At 47.0% G+C, this 22,561-nt stretch carries 19 protein-coding genes; 16 read left to right on the top strand and 3 right to left on the bottom strand.

The features are described 5' to 3' along the window. Positions 1 to 663 precede the first annotated feature (663 nt). From BW941_RS07480 to BW941_RS07470, 3 genes are all read right to left on the bottom strand, one after another. Positions 664 to 1,323: a metallophosphoesterase gene (locus BW941_RS07480; protein WP_068437132.1), complete on the bottom strand. Its 660-nt coding sequence runs from the start codon at positions 1,321 to 1,323 to the stop codon at positions 664 to 666. Beyond that, on the bottom strand, positions 1,320 to 2,672 hold the full coding sequence (locus tag BW941_RS07475) for an O-antigen ligase family protein (RefSeq protein ID WP_076514983.1): 1,353 nt from the start codon (positions 2,670 to 2,672) through the stop codon (positions 1,320 to 1,322). Before BW941_RS07475 ends, BW941_RS07480 begins: the two co-directional genes overlap by 4 nt. Positions 2,673 to 2,755: 83 nt before the next feature. Continuing rightward, complete coding sequence (locus tag BW941_RS07470) at positions 2,756 to 3,325, bottom strand: hypothetical protein (RefSeq protein WP_076514982.1); 570 nt, start codon at positions 3,323 to 3,325, stop codon at positions 2,756 to 2,758. A gap of 182 nt (positions 3,326 to 3,507) precedes the next feature. Between BW941_RS07470 and BW941_RS07465 the strand changes: the two genes are divergently transcribed. From BW941_RS07465 to BW941_RS07385, 16 genes are all read left to right on the top strand, one after another. Next, positions 3,508 to 4,497, top strand: coding sequence for a DHH family phosphoesterase (locus tag BW941_RS07465; RefSeq protein WP_076514981.1), 990 nt, complete (start codon positions 3,508 to 3,510; stop codon positions 4,495 to 4,497). A 42-nt stretch (positions 4,498 to 4,539) separates the two neighbouring features. Beyond that, complete coding sequence (gene cysC / locus BW941_RS07460; RefSeq protein ID WP_366370580.1) at positions 4,540 to 5,238, top strand: adenylyl-sulfate kinase; 699 nt, start codon at positions 4,540 to 4,542, stop codon at positions 5,236 to 5,238. Between the two features lie 463 nt (positions 5,239 to 5,701). Then, positions 5,702 to 6,706 carry a glycosyltransferase gene (locus BW941_RS07450; RefSeq protein ID WP_076514978.1) on the top strand — a complete coding sequence of 335 codons (1,005 nt, stop codon included), beginning with the start codon at positions 5,702 to 5,704 and terminating at the stop codon, positions 6,704 to 6,706. An 11-nt stretch (positions 6,707 to 6,717) separates the two neighbouring features. Then, positions 6,718 to 7,956 carry a hypothetical protein gene (locus BW941_RS07445; protein WP_076514977.1) on the top strand — a complete coding sequence of 413 codons (1,239 nt, stop codon included), beginning with the start codon at positions 6,718 to 6,720 and terminating at the stop codon, positions 7,954 to 7,956. After that, a complete protein-coding gene (locus BW941_RS07440) occupies positions 7,953 to 9,104 on the top strand; it encodes a glycosyltransferase (RefSeq protein ID WP_076514976.1) in 1,152 nt (383 codons plus the stop codon). The genes BW941_RS07445 and BW941_RS07440 overlap by 4 nt, the downstream gene beginning before the upstream one ends. Then, positions 9,094 to 10,341: a glycosyltransferase WbuB gene (locus BW941_RS07435; protein WP_076514975.1), complete on the top strand. Its 1,248-nt coding sequence runs from the start codon at positions 9,094 to 9,096 to the stop codon at positions 10,339 to 10,341. The genes BW941_RS07440 and BW941_RS07435 overlap by 11 nt, the downstream gene beginning before the upstream one ends. A gap of 10 nt (positions 10,342 to 10,351) precedes the next feature. After that, positions 10,352 to 11,488, top strand: a complete 1,137-nt coding sequence (gene gmd, locus BW941_RS07430) for a GDP-mannose 4,6-dehydratase (protein ID WP_076514974.1) — start codon at positions 10,352 to 10,354, stop codon at positions 11,486 to 11,488. Positions 11,489 to 11,515: 27 nt separating this feature from the next. After that, positions 11,516 to 12,475 carry a GDP-L-fucose synthase gene (gene fcl / locus BW941_RS07425; RefSeq protein ID WP_076514973.1) on the top strand — a complete coding sequence of 320 codons (960 nt, stop codon included), beginning with the start codon at positions 11,516 to 11,518 and terminating at the stop codon, positions 12,473 to 12,475. Positions 12,476 to 12,550: 75 nt separating this feature from the next. Further along, the gene (locus tag BW941_RS07420; RefSeq protein ID WP_076514972.1) at positions 12,551 to 13,120 is read left to right on the top strand and encodes a hypothetical protein; all 570 of its coding nucleotides are present in this window, start codon (positions 12,551 to 12,553) and stop codon (positions 13,118 to 13,120) included. 37 nt (positions 13,121 to 13,157) lie between these two features. Further along, the gene (locus BW941_RS07415; protein WP_076514971.1) at positions 13,158 to 13,643 is read left to right on the top strand and encodes a GDP-mannose mannosyl hydrolase; all 486 of its coding nucleotides are present in this window, start codon (positions 13,158 to 13,160) and stop codon (positions 13,641 to 13,643) included. Beyond that, on the top strand, positions 13,640 to 15,088 hold the full coding sequence (locus BW941_RS07410) for a mannose-1-phosphate guanylyltransferase/mannose-6-phosphate isomerase (protein ID WP_076514970.1): 1,449 nt from the start codon (positions 13,640 to 13,642) through the stop codon (positions 15,086 to 15,088). Before BW941_RS07415 ends, BW941_RS07410 begins: the two co-directional genes overlap by 4 nt. A 527-nt stretch (positions 15,089 to 15,615) precedes the next feature. After that, on the top strand, positions 15,616 to 17,049 hold the full coding sequence (locus tag BW941_RS07405; RefSeq protein ID WP_076514969.1) for a phosphomannomutase: 1,434 nt from the start codon (positions 15,616 to 15,618) through the stop codon (positions 17,047 to 17,049). A gap of 113 nt (positions 17,050 to 17,162) precedes the next feature. After that, positions 17,163 to 18,329, top strand: coding sequence for a nucleotide sugar dehydrogenase (locus BW941_RS07400; protein ID WP_076514968.1), 1,167 nt, complete (start codon positions 17,163 to 17,165; stop codon positions 18,327 to 18,329). 45 nt (positions 18,330 to 18,374) lie between these two features. After that, positions 18,375 to 19,907, top strand: coding sequence for a lipopolysaccharide biosynthesis protein (locus BW941_RS07395; protein WP_076514967.1), 1,533 nt, complete (start codon positions 18,375 to 18,377; stop codon positions 19,905 to 19,907). 18 nt (positions 19,908 to 19,925) lie between these two features. After that, positions 19,926 to 21,413: an alkaline phosphatase family protein gene (locus BW941_RS07390; protein ID WP_076514966.1), complete on the top strand. Its 1,488-nt coding sequence runs from the start codon at positions 19,926 to 19,928 to the stop codon at positions 21,411 to 21,413. Further along, positions 21,414 to 22,559, top strand: coding sequence for a polysaccharide pyruvyl transferase family protein (locus tag BW941_RS07385; protein ID WP_076514965.1), 1,146 nt, complete (start codon positions 21,414 to 21,416; stop codon positions 22,557 to 22,559). Positions 22,560 to 22,561: the final 2 nt, after the last annotated feature.

Below are 22,561 nucleotides of genomic sequence, written 5' to 3'. Positions count from 1 at the left end.
AATAGCTCCCACAAAGTTCAAGTAAACCGTTTGAAGTGCTCCTAAGGTGTAGCGGTATGAGGAACGAATCAGGATTTTCCCCTGTGGGAGTGAATCAGAAGTTTTACCCTGTAGGAGCGAATCAGCCGGAGGCTATTCGCGATAATCCAATCACTATTAGCCAGGCAAGCTGGCTGAATAGCTCCCACAAAGTTCAAGTAAAGCTCCTGAAGTGCTTATATGGTGTAGCGGTATGAGGAACGAATCAGGGTTTTCCCCTGTGGGAGCGAATCAGAAGTTTTACCCTGTGGGAGCGAATCAGCCGGAGGCTATTCGCGATAATCCAATCGCTATTAGCCAGGCAAGCTGGCTGAATAGCTCCCACAAAGTTCAAGTAAAGCTCCTGAAGTGCTTATATGGTGTAGCGGTATGAGGAACGAATCAGGGTTTTACCCTGTGGGAGTGAATCAGAAGTTTTACCCTGTGGGAGCGAATCAGCCGGAGGCTATTCGCGATACCCCAATCATCACCCACAAAAAAGGCCCCCGAAGGAGCCGCAGGAACCACTCCTCAAGAAGCAGCCAAATCCATAATCCGACATAACCAATACTTAGGCATCAGATTGAATACTCTGGATTATGGCTCAAATTGTCATATTGTCAATAAAAGACCAGACTGACAGCCTCAAAGCTTCTTGATGATAAAGTCATTGCCCAGAAAAACCCCAGGCTCAATGTAGTAGCGATTGCCCAGCTTCAGCTCAAAGTCACTGATGCAATGCCCATGAAACAGATAATCGATCCCTCGCACACTATGCTCTGATCGACTATTAAAATTACTTCGCGACCAGATACACCGGTACAGCTGATCCTGATCAAACTGCTCGAAGTTATCCCAATGATCCGAAGGGAAGTCAGCATGCACGATGCCGTAGCGCACGCCCTCTCTGTTTTCGACCTCAATCGCCACGGGCAAGCGCTCAATCCGATCAAACCATGCGGGCCACTGATCGGGTGACGTATGCATTACCCAGTCACCACCATGGTTCAGCCAGGTCATACGTTCGCGACTGTTTTTGTACTTCATGCCGCTGATCATCAGGTACTCATGGTTACCCAATACGGCAAAAAACCAAGGCTCATCCAAGAGTTCCAGCGCCTCAATAGACTCAGGGCCACGGTCGATCAAATCACCAACACAGATGACGCGATCGGTGTCGGCATTAAAGCCAATATCAGCCAATTGGCTTTTCAGTTGAGTGACATGTCCGTGAATATCACCAACAACATAGTCACTGCCTTCGTTGTTAACGGGTAGGGTTAAACGGTGTGCCTTAAGAATCATGCAGAAGCCTTGCGTCCGGTGCGTCGTCTCATGCGGCCAGAAGTTGAATTATGAGGTGCCCAACGGGCAACGGCCGACAGCGCGAGTATAACGACAAACAACGACGCGTTCGCAGGAATTTGCAGATTAAAGTCCACGGTTGAATGAATCCCGATCGCCACTATGGCCATAGTGACCGAAAACCCAACGCCCTGATAAAAACGACTGTTGCGCTGGCGCATCGCCATAATGCCATTCCAGAAGGCCCAAAACACAACTATGGCTAAAGCAATCGTGGCTGGCGCTCCAAACTCCGAAGCAAACTGGGCGTAATCGTTATGAGCATTGTTGTACAAACCAAAGCTTGTAACCTCCGGACTCTTCAACGCCGGAAACGTATGAGTAAAGGTACCCGCCCCCGTACCTGTGATCGGATTATCCAGAAAAATATTAAACGTATCGCGAGTCACTTCATCCCGGCTTTCCGTTTGAGAGCTGGTCTGCTGCAAGCGCTCAGCGACCTTCTCAACCCCGAAGAAGGTTCCTACGATCGCGATATCAATAACCAGCAGGCTTCCTAACAACACGGTTGTTGCGGTGGTTTTGTTGCGCATTAAGACCAGAGCCAGCGCCCCAGCCACCATCAGGCTGGCAAAAAACGCCGTATTCCCCATACGAGAGCGTGTTAATACCAGAGCGATCACCATGATCGCGAGCAGTAACCGCAGAATGAGCTTCTTACTGAGCAGCACTTCAACCAACTGGCGTAAACGCTGACGCGCAGAGCCAAAGTAGCGTGTAGGTTCAGCCAGCAGCAGGCCTATACCTAACGCCAAAGATAATTCCATCAGCCCAGCCAGGCTGTTCCGATTCACGTAAGTGCCAGTCGCAACACCTCGATAGTGTTCCTTTTCGGCAAAGAAACCATACTCCAGACCGGTAAGTACCATAAAGGCACCATACAAAGCCTGAAACGCCGCAGCGGCAACCACCACCCACACTAACTGGCGAACACGTTGGCGGGAATCGACAAGCAACAAGGCCAAAGTAAACACAGCCGCATAGAGCAGCCCTTGTGACAGCGACATAAGAGAGTCATAAGGGCTCAATGACGTGATCGCCCACTGCACAACGACCCACAACTGAACGCACCAAATCAACACAAGTGGCAACGCACTGTGAGAAAACGCCGGTGTCACCGGTAACGCGGGTAAAGAGCGAAGACTCTGCTCGACAAGCCGACCACGAAACTCAAGACCGAGCAGCACAAAAGCCAGAGCCGAGGCCAGGTTCCAGGCTAAAGGGTGTACAGACGCTTCGGGCAAAGGCAAAAAGAAAATAAGGCAAAGAAAGGCATTCCAGCGATTCATACAAAGCGGGCTCGGGTTCAAACAAGGCCAATAAAAAACCCGGCATACGCCGGGTCTTCGATAATACTCAAATCAACACTGAATCAGACTGGGCTGACAGGCTGACCTGCATTAGCTGGTGGTGTCGGTACCACCGGAGGTGTAAAGCCGTTCGCTGGCGTCTGACCAGTCTGGCCTGGAGCCTGACCGTTCAGGCCTGGAGCACCGCCGGTGCCGTTGCCGTTGTTGCTACCAGCGCCCTGATTACCACCGGCACCGCCCTGGTTACCTGCGCCAGTACCAGCACCCTGACCAATACCTGCCGCGGCAATATCACCCGGCACACCAGCTTTCTGTGCTGCCGCCAGTACCTGGCTTTGTGTTATACCTCGTAGTGAGGCAGCCCTAGTTACAGCAGCCACAGCATCCATTTGAGAAATTCCAGAGGCCAGAGCAATATTCATCACAGCATCGAGAGACGCGCCCTCGTCTAATGCAGCACCCAGAGCGTCTTCAAGAGATAAATCTGGGTTTGCAGTCATGGCAGCATTCACGGCAGCCTCAATGGTAACACCTTCCGTCAGGAACGGTGTCAGAGCAGATTCAGCTTGTGCAGTCGACGCCATCATTGGCAGTACAGCAGCAAGTGCAAAAGTAGTGATGAGCTTACGCATGGTGGTTCCTCCGCGAAGCGTAAAATTAGAAATCGTTCGTAGTGTACGTTTTGATCAGAAGGATGCCAAGCGTCCTGAAGTGATAAAAGGCTCCGAACCTGCCATTTCGACGGGTTTGACATGTTATTTACACTAGCCCCACCATATCGCTGACATCTAATACTTAAGAGTTAGGCCGATCAGTGGCAAATTACGACATATTTAACGGTGATGCTGACGGGATCTGCTCCCTCGTTCAGCTTAGGTTGGATAACCCTCAGCACAGTACCCTCGTTACCGGCGTGAAACGTGATATCGAGCTGGTAGTAAAGGTAAAGCCGCAACCGGGTGATTACCTGACAGTGCTCGACCTCTCTCTGGAGAAGAATGCAGAAGCCGTAAGAATGGCCTTAGAAGCAGGTGCAAACGTATTCTACGCAGACCATCACCGCTCCGGTGACATCCCTGACCACACTAACTTCAATGCACACATCAATACTCAGCCAAACACCTGCACAGGCCTCATCGTTGATTACTACTTGCGTGGCCAATACCGCGAATGGGCAATCGTCGCGGCCTATGGCGACAACATAACTCAGGTCGCTGATGAGTACTGTGCGCAGCTTAAACTCTCGAGCGATCAACAATCGCAGCTGCGCCAGCTAGGCATTGCAATGAACTACAACGGATATGGCAGTTCAGTTGGTGATCTCTTCTTCCACCCAGAAGAGCTCTACAGCATGGCCGTTAAGTACAGCAGCCCCTTTGAATTTATGGCGGCAGAGAGTACCGCGATAACCAGCTTAATCACCGGATACAACGAAGATATAGCCAAAGGCCTGAGTACGGAAGCAACACGAGAAACAGACACCGCAGCCCTGATTATCCTGCCCGATGAGCGCTGGTCGCGGCGAGTGAGTGGTGTTTTAGGTAACGAGCTGACTAACCAGCGCCCTAGTCGTGCTCATGTCATTCTTACCCCTGAACATACAGGCGAACTGAACGCTCCAGTGACCTATCAAGTGAGCATTCGCGCCCCTAAAACTTCCCCACACAGTGCAGACAAAGTGGCTACCAGTTACGGCGGGGGAGGGCGCTCCGGGGCGGCAGGTATCTCTGGCCTGGCCATCAGCGATGTGGACGCTTTGTGGCGGCAAGTGCTGGATACTTATTCGGCTTACAAGTCGACATAACAATTCGACAAAACAAGCCTGACATTCGTCAACGACCGCCAATTGTCTCGCATTGGCATGTTCCAAAACGACAAAAAATCCAGTACCTTTCGCACCATTACAGAGCGCACTTCTGCTAGCAGTCGTTGCGAGGTCAAGGAAGTTGCAGGGACTCACATGAATGCGGCAGTAACAACAGACGCCATAGATTCACCCGTCAGCAAAGACGACAGGGCGCAACAAAAGCACCAGAAACCCTGCATCATCTGGTTTACCGGCCTCAGCGGCTCGGGCAAAACCACAACAGCGATCGCCCTGGAGAAACGTCTTAACGCCATGGGCAAGCACACCTACCTGATTGACGGCGACCACCTGCGCCAGGGGCTGAACAGCGACCTTTCTTTTACAGATGAAGACCGAACAGAAAATATTCGACGAGTCGGCGAAGTCGCCAAGCTATTTGTTGATGCTGGCCTGATCGTAATAGTTGCTCTTATATCCCCGTTCAAAGCCGACAGGCTCGCTGTACGAAATCTTGTAAAAAAAGACGAATTCATCGAAGTGTATATGAATACGCCTATAGAGGTCTGCGAGCAGCGCGATGTTAAAGGTTTATACAAAAAGGCGCGTAACGGAGAGATCAGGAACTTCACAGGGGTTGATTCAAAGTATGAGGAACCTGAAAACCCGGATGTTGTAATTAATAGTTCAACGGCTGAGACCAAAGAAACCGTTGATCGAGTAATTAGCGCGATCTTGTAGAAGGGGATCTTATCCCCAATGAATATAAAGTAAGAGCGCTTCTGCCATCTTGTTGGCTATGCGTGGGGAAAGGTTGATTGTAATTCTTGCGAAAGCAGGAGTTCAAAAATATGAAGGCTTTATAGTGAAGTACCAGCTGGTAACAGACCGAACAACTGCGTTGACAAAACTTGTGCTTACCGCGTACGCAACACAGTCTTATCTCTTGGCTAAGTTCGGTGTTTTCAGGGGGGGGGCGCGCAATGTGTCGATTTACGAAGATGGTTTTCGTGTATCAGGGGTTACCACACCCGCGGTATCTTCTGTCGTCCATTTTGACAATAGAGCGTTATGCTTTCTAATTGATTCGATTCCATATATTAGCTCTGGTTATGGCAGTGATGCCATTGCCAATAGCATATGGTGGGTCAAATACGGGTGGCGATTTAAGTAATTTTTAGGTGTTGATTTAGGCGGAGGGTGTATGGCACGTATTTGTATGGTTACAGAATCAATCGATAAACGAAAAGGAGGGGTTCAGGCTTGGTCGAATTTGATCAAGAGAGGTTTGGAGTTATTCTCTCCATCTACGAAAGTCAGAGTGGTAGAAACTGATGTTTCGAAGTTATATTTAAGGGAAATAATTACTTCTAATGTATTGCTGGTTATGAACGTGCGTTGTATGAAATTCATGCTGCCGATAATAGTTCTTTTGTCTTATTTTCGAAAGGTGGTTTTGGTTGTTCATGGTGATGATATTCTGGCTAAATCCAAAAAGGAGGAAGTGTTTCTTAATATTCTCTTTCATTTTGTTAGAGCTAGATATATATCGAATAGCATTTATACTCAGAAACTGTTGGAGGAGAAATGGGGTAGGACGTCTAAGGTTGTACATCCGTTTGTTGAAGTGGTGAGTGTTCCTGAACTCAAGAGGAAACAAGGGGGCGTCTTCAATATAGTGAGTGTTGGTCGTCTTGTATCAAGAAAGAATCATATCGGAGTGATTCGAGCTGTAAGTGAGTTGAATTCTCGTGGGGACGGCGAATATCAATATAGAATCGTTGGTTCTGGGCCTATGTTGAATCAAATTAATACCTTTATTAACGAGATTGATGCCGGGAAATATGTTCATTTGCTAGGAAATCTTTCGGATGACGAAAAAAATATCGAATTGAATAGGGCAGATTTGTTTGCTATGCCGTCGTTATATCATCCCGACGATGCTACAGTTGAAGGTTATGGTATGGTGTTTATTGAGGCTTCTTCTATGGCGGTCCCATCCTTAAGTGGTGATAGTGGCGGTATGCCTGAGGCGGTAATTGAAGGAGTCACAGGAGAGGTCTGTGATGGGACTGTTGAAGGTATTATTAACAGTATTTTAACTGTGGAAAAATCTGAGTATTCGGAAGAGAATATGCTGAATCATGCTTTTAAACATGATTTTAAGAAGCAGGATTTATTCTATGAAATGATATTGGCGAAGCGATAGGTGTTTTCTCGATGCAATTGAAATACTCCTGGTTGTCAATGATGCAATTGTATATTTTGATTCATGTCGCATCGGCAGTTATTGTTTCTTTGTTTGTGAGTGGTTTTTCTGCGCTGCCATATACCAGGCTTGTTTATATTCTATTGTATACTGGAGTATGCTTGGTTTTTATCTTTAGGGTCCGTGATAAGGTATATGTTGATCACACTAGTTTCTTTAGTAAGGTGTTTCTAATATATATATATTGTTTCCCTTTGTGGCTCTTTATGGGTGTGTTGGATTTTGGTTTTTATGTTATTACTGATGCTTATTATTTCTTGTTTGGTATTCTTGTTTTTTATGCTTTTTATAATTCCATTTTTTATTTGCATGATCTTTCTATTGAGAATCTTATATTCTTGAAGGGGACTGTTGTTGTTGGTTTGTTGTTGGTCTTGATCAGGTATCTATCGTTTTCTGTTCCGATGGAGGTCGTTGTTGCGTTGTCTACTTACATAGTGATCTATATTTTTCATGGTGTAAGTCAATTTTGGAGATTTATTTTTCTATTCTTGATTGTTCTTCTAGCTATGACATCAAATCGTGCTTTTTTTCTACAGGCTATAGTTGTTTCATATGTTCTCATATTGGCAAGATTTGGCGTTGTTCGAACAGTTCTGGTTACAGCACTTATGTGGTTTCTCGTCTTGTTGTCCGTCAATGTTTTTTCACACGATATTAAAGAAATGTTTTCAGGTACACCATTGGACCGTCGTGTTTCAGAGACGCTTAGTATTTTGGAAGGTAAAAGCATTGAAGAAGTGTCACTTCCACTCATGCAGCGAGAGTATGAGGCTTCTCAGGTTAGAAATTTCTTTGTTGAAAATCCCTTGTATATCATTGCTGGAAAAGGTTTTGGTGCAACTCTCGATATGAGTGCGTCAGAGGATGACTCGGTAATTGGGAGTCAGTTTATCGGTGCGGAGGATACACACAATATACACTATCTTCATTATGCCATTCTATATCGTCATGGTGTGGTTGGGTGTATATTGATTGCTCTTATCATATTGGCTTCTACTCGATTTTTGTATCGTTGCTCATGTCAGTTTTCGAGGTCTAATATAAATTTCTTGCAGATTTGGGGTTCGGCGATTGTAATTGCGATGTTTAGTTTTTCGATATTTGCTTCATCTTTCATTTTCTCTAACCCATTGTGGATTATGGGCTTGGCAGCTATGGTATATTACGAGAGGAGAGTTTTTGTATGAGGGTTGTTCATATTATTGAGCGCATAGACTCGTCGTATGGTGGTCCAGCTGTTTCATTGCCATTGTTTTTGAAGTCACTAGATAAGTTGCATGTTGACTCTGAAGTTTGGTCCGTCTCGATGGATTCCAACGTTGATAATAAACTACTACATGATTTTGGAGTGAATTTTTCTGTATTTCGTAGATCGTTTGGTAGATATTTATCTCTAGCGTTGGTGTATAAGGTACTTCTCTCTTGTGTTAAGAGAGATGTCGATATATTTCACTTTCATTCAGTCTGGTCTAGTCCAACATGGTTTGGTATGCTTTTATGTCGGATTTTTAAAGTTCCTTATATTTTATCACCGCGCTCCAGTCTTTATGATAAATCGCTTCAAAAGAGACGTGCTCTCAAGTCTTTGTTGTCAGTTTTATTTTTAAGAAGTTTAATTAGTAAATGTGAGTTTGTACATTGTACAGATGATGAAGAAGAGCGGGATGTTCTGAGGTTTTGTAATTGTCGGACGATCGTGATACCACATGGTGTAGATCTTCCAGGTGAGTCTCATCGACAGAGTTCTAGCAGTGAGGAACTAACCAAGATGGATTTTGGTCTTCGTAGTATACTCTATTGTTCACGTATACATCCCCGTAAAAATTTACATATTGCAATAGAAGCTTTTGCTAATAGTGGATTGGCTAGATTGGGGTGGAAGTTTTTCGTTGCTGGTCCGGTGGATGATAGAGTTTATTTTAACTCGATCAGCCAATATATAGATAAAAATTCACTCCACAATAATGTTGTTTTTCTGGGTATGGTGGTCGAGCCTGAGAAATCATTACTTTATGAATATTGTGATGTTTTTATTTTGCTTAGTAGTTTTGAGAATTTCGGTATGTCTATTGCTGAAGCGATTGTATCCAATTCTTATGTGATTATTAGTAAAAATACTCCATGGTCAAATTTAGAGCAATATGGGGTCGGGTGTTCATGCGAAATTGACGCTTCGGAGGTTGCCAATGCTTTGTTGGAGTATTGTTCAATAAATCAAGATCGAGAGGGAAGTCGTATAGGTGATTACGAAGGTTATATTAGAGATAATTGTATACTCTGGGACGACGTGGCTATGAAGTTTGAGTCGGAATACCGGAGGATTTATGAAAGTTAGCCTTTGTACACTTAATTATTCTCCAGAGTTAACGGGCATAGGCAAGTACAACGGGGAAATGTGTCCTTGGCTTTCTCTGCGGGGAGATCACGTCCGGGTGCTGTGTGCGCCGCCGTATTACCCAGAATGGCAAGTTCACAAGGGCTATAGTGGAGGGTGGTATTCGGTTTCCGAACAAGAAGGTGTTCAGGTAACTCGTTGCCCTCTATATGTCCCCAAAACACCGACTACCTTAAAGCGTCTGCTCCATCTCGCGTCATTTTCCATTAGCTCATCTCTCGCTTTATTTAAAGGTATATTCAAAAAGCCTGAAGTCGTCATCGTGGTTGAGCCCACACTCTTCGTTGTTCCTTCAGTTCTTCTGTTTTGCAAAGTAACCGGTGCGAAGTCTGTTCTTCACATACAAGATTACGAAGTTGATGCCATGTTCGGCCTAGGGATGGGGGGTAAACTAAGCGGTTTGTTATCCCGGTTTGCGTTTGGCGTCGAATGCTGGTTAATGAGTAAGTTCGATGCCGTTTCTACTATCTCACTCAGTATGATGGATAAAGCCAGGGAGAAGGGGGTCTCTGACGATCAGCTTATCTTCTTTCCTAATTGGTCAGATACAGACTTTGTTAGTCCTGCCGTTGATGGCTCAGCGCTTCGTCATAGCTGGGGCGTTAAAGAGTCAGAAAAGGTCGTTCTTTATTCTGGTAACATTGGCGCCAAACAGGGACTTGAGCTGGTTATAGAAGCTGCTAAGCGATACATTTCACGCACTGAGGTGAAGTTTTTTGTTGTAGGTGCTGGGGCTTATGTAAAACAGCTTCAGGCACTGTCGTATGACGCTGGTTTGACCAATATTACATTTAAGCCACTGCAAGCCTGGGAAGATGTCCCGGCTATGCTGTCGATGGCCGATGTACATCTGGTTATTCAGCGTAAGGGCGCAGCTGATGCGGTTTTGCCATCTAAGTTGACGAATATCCTCTCCGCTGGAGGCAATGCAGTTGTTACTGCGGAGAGCGATACGGAGTTGGGCCGATTAGCTGAGCAATACCCCGGTATATACACCTGCGTTGAGCCCGAAGACATCGATGCTTTTTGTGAGGGGCTTGATGTTGAGCTAGGCAAGACTGGAACCAATACAGTCGCGCGTAAGTACGCAGAAGAGAATTTAAATAAAGACGCCATATTAAGTCGTTTCCGTGAGAACCTTCTTAATCTGGTGGGCAAAGAAATTACTGAAAATTAGGGACGATACAATGTCTACTCCAAACACGAAAAAAGTTGCACTCATCACCGGCGTTACCGGGCAAGACGGCTCTTACTTAGCAGAATTTCTGCTGGAGAAAGGCTACGAAGTACACGGTATCAAACGTCGTGCCTCATTGTTTAACACAGAGCGTGTTGATCATATCTATCAGGACCCGCACGAAGAAAATGTTAACTTTCACCTTCACTATGGTGACTTGACGGATACGTCTAACTTAACTCGTATTCTTCGTGAAGTGCAGCCAGATGAAGTATACAACCTGGGTGCACAGTCTCACGTTGCTGTTTCCTTTGAGTCGCCAGAGTACACCGCTGATGTTGATGCGATGGGTACACTTCGTTTGCTTGAGGCGATTCGCTTTTTAGGCCTTGAGAAGAAAACCCGCTTCTATCAGGCGTCTACTTCTGAGCTGTATGGTCTGGTGCAGGAGATTCCGCAGAAAGAGACCACACCTTTCTACCCGCGTTCTCCATACGCCGTCGCAAAAATGTACGCGTACTGGATTACGGTAAATTACCGTGAGTCATACGGTATGTACGCCTGTAACGGCATTTTGTTTAACCACGAGTCTCCACGTCGTGGCGAAACCTTCGTTACCCGTAAGATTACCCGCGCTCTGGCTAACATCTCTCAAGGTCTCGAGAAGTGTCTGTATCTTGGCAACATGGATGCACTCCGTGACTGGGGCCACGCCAAAGACTACGTACGTATGCAGTGGATGATGCTGCAGCAGGACACCGCGGAAGATTTTGTAATCGCTACGGGTAAGCAGATTTCTGTTCGTGAATTTGTTCGCCTGTCCGCTAAAGAGCTGGGTATTACACTGCGCTTCGAAGGCGAAGGTGTTGAAGAAGTTGCCATCGTTGAAGCGATTGAAGGCGACAATGCCAAAGCTCTTAACGTTGGTGACACTATCGTTCGCGTTGATCCTAAATACTTCCGCCCTGCAGAAGTAGAAACCCTGCTGGGTGATCCTTCCAATGCTAAGAACAAGTTGGGGTGGACGCCAGAAATCACCGTTGAAGAAATGTGTGCTGAGATGGTTCAGAACGACCTCCAGAAAGCGAAGCAGCATGCCCTGCTAAAAGAGCATGGCTTTGATGTCGCTGTTGCGATTGAAAGCTGAGCCTCAGGCAGGGAGAGACGTAGAGCTATGAAACGCATATTCGTTGCTGGCCATAAGGGAATGGTAGGATCAGCCATCGTTCGTCAACTGTCAGAACAAAACGACGTTGAGCTGATTGTGCGTGACCTCACTCAGCTCAATCTTCTGAATCAGGCTGAAGTTCAGGCGTTCTTCGAGAACGAAAAAATTGATCAGGTGTACCTGGCTGCAGCTAAGGTAGGGGGCATTATTGCCAACAATACCTATCCAGCGGAGTTCATCTACGAGAACCTCATGATCGAATGCAACATCATTCACTCCGCACACCTGGCGGGAGTGAATGACCTGTTATTCCTGGGTTCATCCTGTATTTATCCCAAGCTGGCCGAGCAGCCAATGTCCGAGAGCGCTTTGCTTACCGGCACTCTGGAGCCGACCAACGAACCGTACGCAATCGCCAAGATTGCTGGCATTAAACTCTGCGAAAGCTACAACCGTCAGTACGGTCGTAACTATCGCAGTGTTATGCCAACGAACCTGTACGGTGAAAACGATAACTTCCATCCGGATAACTCCCACGTTATTCCTGCGTTAATGCGTCGCTTTCATGAAGCCAAGCTGAATGATGTGCCCGAAGTCGTGGTGTGGGGCACTGGCAAGCCAATGCGAGAGTTTTTGCACGTGGACGATATGGCTGCGGCCAGTATCTTCGTGGCGAACGTGAGTGATGAAATCTATCAGTCATGCACTGAACCTATGCTGTCGCATATTAACGTGGGTACGGGTGTGGACTGCACTATCTCAGAGATGGCACACACCATGGCGGAAGTGGTTGGCTATAAAGGCAAAATTACCTTTGATACGACCAAGCCAGACGGTGCACCGCGTAAGCTGATGAATGTGGATACGCTTAGGAAACTGGGTTGGACGTACAATATCGAGCTGAAAGAAGGTCTAGCCAGTACGTATGAGTGGTTCTTAGAGCATCAGGATGATTTTCGTGGTTAGGGTATGCTGTAGGGTTCGCGAATAGCCTCCGGCTGATTCGCTCCTACAGGAGCCCGCCAGTAAAGAGAGGCGTCCGTGATTTATCGTATTCATCCTGATATCGGCAACTACGGCCTGGTTTGCCTTGACGGTGATCAGGCAAGAGAAGCCTTAGGCGAGGATACCGATTTTCATATTGATGAGAGTCCGATTGCTTACGAGGATAGTTGGAATACGATGGTAGTGGGGTTTGGTGATGCACTTGGCAGCAAAGTTAAGCCAGTTCCCGATTTGTCGTGGAATGTAGGCAAACTCTATTTGAGCCCTAAAGCCTGTAAAGTATTGGAACCTATTGTCTCTCTGCATGGTGAGTTGTTGCCGGTCACACATGACGCAGGTGAAGGGTACCTCTTTAACTGTCTGAAAGTTTTAAGCCCCGTGAGAGAGTTGTCAGTTCACTCCCCGTTGACGGGTAACTTTTCTATTGTCTTCGATGAAGATTCTGTATCTGAAGTGATCTTTAAATCAGAGATCGATTTTGATGCGTTATTCTGTAGTGAAGAGTTCAGGGCGGTCGTGCTTGATAACCACCTGACCGGCCTATCTTTCTCAGAGGATTTGGGAAATCCGTATCCTGAAGAATTAGGCATGCGCGAAAGTCACTGATGTGAAAATAATATGAAGTTCTTAGTACGAGGATCGAATGGCAAAGCAGTGGCTAGACCCGGATACATTTAAAACCATCGTAGACACCACGCCTTTGGTGTCTATCGATTTGCTGGTTCGTAATGCGGATGGGCAAATTCTTGTCGGCAAGCGCGTTAACAGACCAGCACAAGGCTATTGGTTTGTGCCCGGTGGTCGAATTCTTAAGAATGAACGTATCACGGACGCCTTTGCCCGCTTGACCGAGGCAGAACTTGGCATTCGCCTGGATATTACAGCGGCGACTTACCTTGGCTTATACGAGCACTTTTACGACGACAGTATTTTTACTGACGGTGGTGACAATATAAGTACCCACTACGTGGTGAGCGGCTTTGAGGTCGTGTTGCCAGCAGGGTATAGTTCGCTCCCATATGAGCAGCACAATGAGTATCAGTGGCTGTCGGAAGAAGAATTTAAGTCCAGCGAGCGTGTACATATTCATAGCCGCTGGTATCTGGATAAAGGAAAGGGTTTTCTATGATTCCTGTGATTATGGCCGGTGGGTCCGGTACTCGTCTTTGGCCGCTGTCCCGTACTGCGTTTCCTAAGCAGTTTTTGTCGTTGGGTTACGACGAGACCATGCTACAGCAGACGGTCTCTCGTCTTGAGGGTTTAAACACCACTGACCCAATCATTATTACGAATGAGAACCACCGCTTTTTGGTGGCTGAACAGTTGCGCCAGATGGGGCAGAACGCTTCGATTCTGCTTGAGCCGGTCGGTCGTAATACGGCGCCAGCGATTGCTCTGGCGGCGTTTCAGGCGTTAGGTGATAGCAAGACCAACCAGGGTGAAGCTCCGATTCTTCTGATTCTGGCTGCAGACCATGTGATTAAAGACACTGCTGCATTTCAGGCCGCTGTTAATAAGCTGGAACCTGCAGTTCGCGACGGTAAGTTTGGCACGCTGGGGATTGTGCCGACTGAACCTGCAACCGGGTACGGTTACATCAAAGCGGGTGCTGAAACATCAGGCTTATTCACTGTAGAGCAGTTTGTTGAAAAGCCAGACGCAGAAACGGCTCAGTCTTATCTGGATGCCCAGTGCTACTACTGGAACAGTGGCATGTTTATGATTCGGGCTGATCGTTATCTTGAAGAGCTTAAGCGTCATCAGCCAGCGATGTACGCTGCGTGTGAAGCGGCGATGGCGAGTACAGAGCAGGATTATGATTTTGTTCGTATTGATAAAGAGGCCTTTATTGCCTGCCCGGATGACTCTATTGATTACGCCCTGATGGAACCATTAACGGCCGACCCAGCGAACTCTCAAGTGGTTGTTGCGCCGCTTGATGCGGGTTGGAGTGATGTCGGTAGCTGGTCTGCACTGTGGGATATCGCCGATAAGTGTGAAGACGGCAACTCGGTGCTGCACGCAGGCAAGGGCGAAGGTGAAACGATTTTGAAAGATACCCGCAACTCGCTGATCAGTACGTCAGATCGTTTGGTGAGCACGCTGGGTGTCGATGACCTCGTCATTGTTGATACCAAAGACGCCTTGCTGGTTGCTCATCGCGATAAAGTGCAGGACGTTAAGAAGATCGTCGCTCAGATTAAAGAACAGGGCGGTGGTCAGCATGAGTTCCACCGTGAGGTGTATCGCCCGTGGGGTCGTTACGACAGCATTGATAATGGCGAACGCTATCAGGTGAAGCGTATTACCGTGAAACCGGGGGCTAAGTTGTCGGTTCAGATGCATCACCACCGTGCGGAGCATTGGATTGTTGTCTCTGGTACGGCGAGCGTGACCAATGGTGATAAGACCTTCCTGGTGACTGAGAATGAGTCGACGTATATTCCGATTGGGCAAGTGCATTGCCTTGAGAACCCGGGGAAGGTTGACCTTGAGATGATTGAAGTTCAGTCGGGGTCTTACCTGGGTGAGGATGATATTGTTCGCTTTAAGGATGTGTACGGCCGGGCGTGATTGATGCTTTGTCTGGGATGGCTATCGCGAATAGCCTTCGGCTGATTCGCTCCCACAAGGGTGTTACAGGCTGGTTTGCTCCCACAAGGGGTTACAGGCTGATTTGCTTCTACAAGGGGTTACAGGCTGATTTGCTTCTGCAGAGGTGAGCTAGTTTGTGGGAGCTATTCAGCCAGCTTGTCTGGCTAATAGCGATTGGGGTGTTGCCGGTAGAGGTATCGCGAATAGCCTTCGGCTGATTCGCTCCCACAAGGGGGTACAGGCTGATTTGCTTCTACAAGGGGTTACAGGCTGATTTGCTTCTACAAGGGGTTACAGGCTGATTTGCTTCTGCAGAGGTGAGCTAGTTTGTGGGAGCTATTCAGCCAGCTTGTCTGGCTAATAGCGATTGGGGTGTTGCCGGTAGAGGTATCGCGAATAGCCTTCGGCTGATTCGCTCCCACAAGGGGTTACAGGCTGGTTTGCTCCCACAGGAATTTACAGGCTGATTTGCCCCTACAAAATTTATTTATCTGAAGCTGGATTCAATGATTACTCTTCAAACAAATACGATTCTCGCTGAAAGCGGCGTTGCTTTCGGTACTAGCGGAGCACGCGGCCTGGTCGAGCAGTTTACTCCAGACGTCTGTGCAGCCTTTGCTATTGCCTTTCTTGAAACGGTAAAAGCGGAGTTTCAATTCGGGGCAATGGCGATAGCGATTGATAACCGTCCCAGCAGTTATGCAATGGCTCAAGCCTGCGCCGCCGCCCTGAAACAGAAGGGTGTTGATACGATTTATTTTGGCGTAGTGCCTACACCTGCGCTGGCTTACGCGGCGATGGAACGCGATATCCCAAGCATTATGGTGACAGGAAGTCACATACCGTTCGATCGCAATGGCCTTAAGTTCTATCGCCCTGACGGCGAGATCACTAAGGCAGACGAGCAGTCCATTCTGGGATTGTCAGCGTCGTTTGAGTCTCTCGGTGAGCTAAGTGACCTGACTACCCATGGTGAGGCCGCCCAGGAGTATGTAGATCGTTACTTATCGTTGTTCGATACGCCGTTTCTAGAAGGTAAGCATATCGGTATTTATGAGCACTCCAGTGCTGGCCGTGATTTATATCAGCCGATGTTTGAAAAGCTCGGCGCTCAAGTGACGCCGTTAGAACGCAGCGATGAGTTTGTGCCCATTGATACCGAAGCTGTGTCGGAAGAAGACCAGAAAAAAGCACGTGACTGGTCTGCTCAGTATGGCTTCGATGCGATTTTCTCCACTGATGGTGACGGCGATCGCCCGTTGATCAGTGACGAAAAGGGCAATTGGTTGCGGGGTGATATTCTCGGATTGCTGTGTGCGAAACAGCTGGGTGCTGAGGCGCTGGCGATTCCGGTGAGTTGCAATTCGTCGGTTGAATCATCGGGTGCTTTTAAGCATGTTGAACGCACTCGTATTGGTTCGCCGTATGTGATTGCCGAATTTGAGAAGCTGAGCCAGAAGTTTTCGTCAGTTGCGGGCTTTGAGGCCAATGGCGGCTTCTTACTTGGGTCAGACACTGAAATAAACGGTCAGGCTCTTAAGGCTTTACCAACCCGCGACGCTGTGCTTCCAGCCATTATGTTGCTTTCTGCGACCGCAGGCGGCAAGACAGTTTCAGAGCTTGTAGACGAGTGCACAGTGCGTTTCTCTGCGAGTGACCGGATTAAAAACTTTGCGACCGAGAAGAGTAAGCAGATTATTCATTCTTATACCGGCAATGAGGCTGCTCTGTTAGCCCAGTTAGGGCTCGAAGGCGTTACCGTCGAGAGTGTGGATACCACCGATGGCTTAAGAATGAACCTGACGGGCGGTGATGTTGTGCACTTGCGCCCATCGGGTAATGCTCCTGAATTGCGCTGTTATGCCGAGGCCGCTTCTTCGGAGCGGGCAAAAGCTCTGGTAGAGCAAGTGTTGGGGCGGGTTCCAGGCGTTCAGGTTTAGCTATTTGCCGGTTTTTGCGACTGGCTGTCATAATTAACGTGATACCATTCGCAGGTTTACTTTTTACCGTTACACAGAGCTTCTGAAGGCTTTGGTTCAGGGATTATTGAAATATGAAAATCGCTATTGCCGGTACCGGCTATGTAGGTCTTTCTAACGCTATGCTGCTGGCGCAGCACAATGAAGTGGTTGCTGTGGATATCGTGCCTGAGAAGGTCGAGATGCTGAATAACAAGCAATCACCTATTGTGGATGCTGAGATCTCGGACTTTCTGGCTAACCGCGAAATTAACTTCCGGGCGACGCTTGATAAGAGTGAAGCCTACTCTGGTGCGCGATTTGTCGTTATCGCTACACCGACCGACTATGACCCGGTAACGAATTACTTCAACACCCGCTCGGTCGAGAGTGTGATTGCCGATGTGACGGCAGTGAACCCGGATGCCGTGATGGTGATTAAGTCGACGATTCCGGTGGGCTATACACAGAAGCTGAAAGAAGAGACGGGTTGTGAGAATCTGATTTTCTCGCCTGAGTTCCTGCGTGAAGGTAAGGCGCTGTACGATAACCTGTACCCAAGCCGTATTATCGTCGGTGAGCAGTCTGAGCGTGCTAAAGAGTTTGCTGATTTATTGCTGCAAGGCGCGGTTAAGCAGGATGTCCCTGTGCTGTTTACTGATGCGACCGAAGCTGAAGCCGTTAAGCTGTTTTCAAATACGTATCTTGCGATGCGTGTGGCGTACTTTAACGAGCTGGACTCGTACGCAGAGACTCATGGCTTGAATACTCGCCAGATTATTGAGGGTGTTGGCCTCGATCCGCGTATTGGCAACCACTACAACAACCCGTCGTTTGGGTACGGTGGTTACTGCTTGCCGAAAGATACCAAGCAGCTACTGGCTAACTTTGAAGACGTACCTAGTAATATCGTGCGTGCAATTGTGGATGCCAACAGTACCCGTAAAGACTTTATTGCGGATTCTGTGATTCGTAAGAACCCGAAGGTCGTGGGTATCTATCGCCTGGTGATGAAGTCTGGGTCGGATAACTTCCGTGCGTCGGCGATTCAGGGCGTGATGAAGCGCATCAAGGCGAAAGGTATTGAGGTTATTGTGTATGAGCCAGTGCTGGAAGAAGAGGATTTCTTCAATTCGCGGGTGGTGAATGACCTTGAGGCATTTAAGGCCGAGGCGGATGTGATTATCGCCAACCGTTTGTCGGATGATATTCGCGATGTCGAAAACAAAGTGTATACGCGGGATCTGTTTGGTAACGACTGAGACTTCGCGTTCCGAATGAACGGATAAGTACGTTATAAGCGGTTTATGCCGCACCATATTCATTTGCGGGGCATTATATTGCAAAGCAAGAATCAGCTATTTGCCACTGATCATTTGAAAACCGGACTAAGAGAACGAGCCGTGAAGAGCGCGGGGATTACTTTGGCTGCTCAGGCTATCAAACTGATCTTACAGTTGGGCTCAATAGCCATACTCGCCCGTTTGTTGCAGCCGTCAGACTTCGGTTTGGTTGCGATGGTTACCGTATTTACCGGGCTGGCGCTGCAGTTTATGGAAGGAGGGCTCTCCATGGCAACTATCCAGCGTGATCAGATTACTCACGCTCAAGTGTCCAACCTGTTTTGGGTAAATGGGACCCTGGGTCTAGCCTTGTGCTTGCTGGGAGTTCTGATCTCGCCGTTGGTTGCCATCGTATATGATGAACCCCGTCTGACTTTGGTGATGGCTGCTATGAGCCTGACTTTTTTGATTGGCGGCCTATCGGTACAGCACGATGCGCTGTTACGCCGGCAGATGCGATTTAAAGCAATCTCGTTGATCGATGTTGTGTCCATGGCGACCGGTATAATCGCGGGTATAACCGCGGCCTATAATGGCCTTGAGTACTGGGCCTTGGTAATCATCCCTGTTGGTACCATGGCAACAAAAACTATCATGTGTTGGTTGACCGCCCGCTGGGTGCCATCGATGATGAGCCGAGGCTCCGGTGTACGGCCACTGTTAGGGTTTGGGGCGAACCTGACTGGGGCCAACTTTATTGGTTACTTGGCTAACAACATTACCCCATTTGCTGTCGGTTATATTGGTGGTGCCCAGATATTGGGGTTTTTCAATCGGGCTAATACTTTGACTTCTATCCCGTCGTCGCAGTTACTTCCACCAGTTATGGCAGTGATGCAATCAGCACTAACAAGGGTCAAGGATGAGCCAGATCGTTTAAGAAATGCAGCTCTATCGCTGATGACCAAGATAGCAATGGTTACTATGCTGGTTACGATTACTATGTTTGTAACGGCGGATTGGCTTATCGAGCTATTTCTCGGTGACGGCTGGTATGAGGCTGTTGAGATTTTCCGAATTTTGGCGCTTTCTACTATCGTTACTCCAATAACAACTTTTACGGCGATAGTAATGGTAGCAGCAGGGGAGGTAAGAGCGTTACTGCGTTGGAAGGCTATTACGTTTGCTATCCTAGTCATTGCTATAACCATCGGATCATTCTGGGGAGTCATCGGGATTGTGTTGGCGCACACCCTTTCTGGGGTCTTTATAAGAATGCCTGGCTTCCTTATATATTCGAGCAGATATCAGCCGATAGGGGTGATTGACTTTATTCAATCATTGCTTCCTGTATTTTTGAGCGCAATGGCTACTTTGGTATTTGTTATGCTTTTCAGGAGTTATTTTATATTTGAAAGTGAAATTATATCAGTCTTGTTTTTCTCCTTGATTTGTTTAATTCTATATGTATCAGTTTTGGCGCTATTTTCTAAAACCCGTTCTGAAATCATAAATGTTGTGGTTTTATTAAGGATTCTATTGAAAAAATTACTCTAGGAATATGGGGGAGGCTTTATGAAGTTGCTTGTAATTGGAATAGATGGCGGTACAAAAAGCATAATCGACGGTATGCCGATGCCATTTACACAGTCTTTGTTTAAGGGGGCAGCCTCAAAGAAATTAGAGGAAGATCTAATTAGTAGAGGCTGGGCAGAGGCATTAACAGGTGAGCATGCGTCAACTAATAAGGGGTTTTACCTTATGCCCTGTTCTGACGGAAGTTATGATTTTTCCGCATCATACTCTAAAGCAGACATGGTATCAGCCAGTTCAAGCGAAACTTTATGGAATTATCTGAGTAAAAATGACGTTTCAGTCGGTATTGTTAACGTACCAACGACAGGGCCTGTAGATAACGTTAAAGGATTCATGGTCGCTGGCGGTGGTGGAGGAATAAAAGCTACGGGCGAGGTACCAGACGGAATGGTGTACCCTCCGGCATACAAGAAAATGCTAGAGGAAGGCGGCTATGTTTTCGATGTTCGTCTTCCAGGGGGAGAAAAAACAGTCTCGGAATTTTTGAAAAAGATTAGCAGAGCCGAACGTGTACAAAGAGATATATTTATTAAGCTTGCACAGATGGAAAAACCCGATTTTGGATTTCACTGTTTTAGAATTACAACAGAAGTACAGTATCTTGCTCGCTATGAGATAGAAAGATGCATAAAAAAGCTGAATGATTGCAAAAGCAAAGGTGGGGAATTTAAGGTGGATAATGAAATTCAGCGGGTTGTGATTGAGCATTACAGGGAGTTGGACGAATCCATAAAGTCGATCTTTCAAAAGTTAGAGCCTGAAAGTTACATGTTTATTGGGGATCATAGCACTGCACTATTTAAGTATGAGGGTAATGTTGATGTTTGGCTCAGTGAGAAGGGCTATCTGAGAACGCTTTCGGCAGCTGAGGTTTTCGTAAGACGGGGTAAGCGTTTTTTAGAACGTAAGCTATTAACCAAGTTACGGAAGAATAAAAAGCCGAAGGCGAGTTTAATTAGACGCCCAATTACCCAGTTTTCCAAGAGGAATAGCTTGGCTTTTGGGACTTTCTATGATACGGGTAATTTTGCGGGGATATTTATCAACGATTATCAGCGTTTCGGTGGGCCAGTCAAGGGAGCTGAGCAAGTAAAAGCTTTGGTTAATAGGATATGTGAGGACTTTAATGTCGATCCTGTGTCAATCAAATATGGCTTGGAAGCGAGGCCGTATCGAGAAGAGCATGAAGGCGCGCCATTTCAACATTTGATGCCAGATATTAAGATTCATAAGCCAGATACCATATATTTCTCCTCTAGAAGGTGGCAGTTCATAAATGAAAATCCAAATTTTAAGCCGTTAAGCCAAAGTTTGGATGGAATTAGTTATCCCCATTCAGGTGCTAAAGGAAGCGATCCGCTCTTCGTTTATAGTAAGGATCTCGAGCAGTTGATTAAAGATGATGATCCTCGCGATCTCAGGCTTACTTATCGAATTATTACAAGATTTTTCACTAGGTTAGCCTGAATGTATACTTCTAGAATTGCCATACTCACCCAACCCTTAGGCCATAACTACGGTGGTCTGCTTCAGGCCTATGCCCTGCAGACTTACCTTAAGAAGCTGGGGTGTGAAGTTGAGACTCTTGATCGACGTCAGGTTATCGATGTACGTGTTTTAGCGAAGCTTTACTTTAAAGATATTGCGAAGTTGTTACTGGGTAGAATTAAATCTTTACCGACGGCCGGGCGTGAGGCTCGGGTTTTGAGTGCGCTAGCAGATTTTCGAGAAAAAAGGTTAGCTATGTCGCCTGGGATTCTAAGTGAACAGGAGGTTCGCAGCTATTATCGACAGCGGAATTTTGATGCTTTTATTGTGGGTAGTGATCAGGTCTGGCGGCCACGCTATTCGCCAAGTATTTTAAATTTTTATCTGGACTTTCTTGATGACATCAAAAGTCCGGCAAAGCGTATTGCGTATGCCGCTTCGTTTGGTGTAGACGATTGGGAATACTCTAGTGTACTGACTGAAGAATGCAAAAAATTGGTTCAGAAGTTTGATGCGGTATCTGTAAGGGAGTGGTCGGCTGTCGAGTTATGCCGTGATAATCTAGGTGTGGCGGCACAGTGGCTGATTGATCCAACACTGCTTTTGGAACCAGAGGATTATGAGCCTTTAATTGCTGAGGGTGAAGAATGTCTTGATACAGATTATGTACTTTCTTATGTACTTGATCCCGCGCCTGAGAAGAGGATTATTGCGGATAGCGTGGGACAGTCTGTCGGAACCGGCGTGTTCTCCATCAAGCCCGAACTTTCCATTACGCAAGTGCGTGTAAAAGACACAAGTAAATGTCGGTATCCCAGTATAGAAAGTTGGTTGCAGGCCTTTCATAATGCACGGTTTGTTGTGACTGACTCTTTCCACGGTACTGTGTTTTCGATTCTGTTTAATAAACCGTTTATAGCCATTGGTAACTCTGCGAGGGGAATGGCGCGATTTGAATCACTGCTATCGCAGTTTGGGTTATCTGAAAGGCTTGTTGAATCCATGAGAAATGTAACGCCAGAGTTGGTTCATTGTCAGATTCAATGGGATACCGTAAACGAGAAGCGAGAGGCCCTAGCAGGTGTCGGGCGTGAATTCCTGAAAACTAACATTTTAGGTGGCTGATT

Origin of the sequence: Thalassolituus maritimus (genome assembly GCF_900156675.1) — a bacterium.
In the GTDB taxonomy this organism is placed as follows: domain Bacteria; phylum Pseudomonadota; class Gammaproteobacteria; order Pseudomonadales; family Oceanobacteraceae; genus Thalassolituus; species Thalassolituus maritimus.
This window is presented reverse-complemented; position numbering and strand designations above follow the sequence as displayed.

Bases quoted from the DNA above. Each gene is read 5' to 3' on its own strand.
- BW941_RS07440 (WP_076514976.1), top strand. From the start codon at position 7,953: ATGAGGGTTGTTCATATTATTGAGCGCATAGACTCGTCGTATGGTGGT.
- BW941_RS07410 (WP_076514970.1), top strand. From the start codon at position 13,640: ATGATTCCTGTGATTATGGCCGGTGGGTCCGGTACTCGTCTTTGGCCG.
- BW941_RS07470 (WP_076514982.1), bottom strand. From the start codon at position 3,325: ATGCGTAAGCTCATCACTACTTTTGCACTTGCTGCTGTACTGCCAATG.
- BW941_RS07475 (WP_076514983.1), bottom strand. From the start codon at position 2,672: ATGAATCGCTGGAATGCCTTTCTTTGCCTTATTTTCTTTTTGCCTTTG.
- BW941_RS07395 (WP_076514967.1), top strand. From the start codon at position 18,375: ATGCCGCACCATATTCATTTGCGGGGCATTATATTGCAAAGCAAGAAT.
- BW941_RS07400 (WP_076514968.1), top strand. From the start codon at position 17,163: ATGAAAATCGCTATTGCCGGTACCGGCTATGTAGGTCTTTCTAACGCT.
- BW941_RS07450 (WP_076514978.1), top strand. From the start codon at position 5,702: ATGGCACGTATTTGTATGGTTACAGAATCAATCGATAAACGAAAAGGA.
- BW941_RS07390 (WP_076514966.1), top strand. From the start codon at position 19,926: ATGAAGTTGCTTGTAATTGGAATAGATGGCGGTACAAAAAGCATAATC.
- BW941_RS07445 (WP_076514977.1), top strand. From the start codon at position 6,718: ATGCAATTGAAATACTCCTGGTTGTCAATGATGCAATTGTATATTTTG.
- BW941_RS07385 (WP_076514965.1), top strand. From the start codon at position 21,414: ATGTATACTTCTAGAATTGCCATACTCACCCAACCCTTAGGCCATAAC.
- BW941_RS07415 (WP_076514971.1), top strand. From the start codon at position 13,158: ATGGCAAAGCAGTGGCTAGACCCGGATACATTTAAAACCATCGTAGAC.
- fcl (WP_076514973.1), top strand. From the start codon at position 11,516: ATGAAACGCATATTCGTTGCTGGCCATAAGGGAATGGTAGGATCAGCC.
- BW941_RS07435 (WP_076514975.1), top strand. From the start codon at position 9,094: ATGAAAGTTAGCCTTTGTACACTTAATTATTCTCCAGAGTTAACGGGC.
- gmd (WP_076514974.1), top strand. From the start codon at position 10,352: ATGTCTACTCCAAACACGAAAAAAGTTGCACTCATCACCGGCGTTACC.
- BW941_RS07405 (WP_076514969.1), top strand. From the start codon at position 15,616: ATGATTACTCTTCAAACAAATACGATTCTCGCTGAAAGCGGCGTTGCT.
- BW941_RS07480 (WP_068437132.1), bottom strand. From the start codon at position 1,323: ATGATTCTTAAGGCACACCGTTTAACCCTACCCGTTAACAACGAAGGC.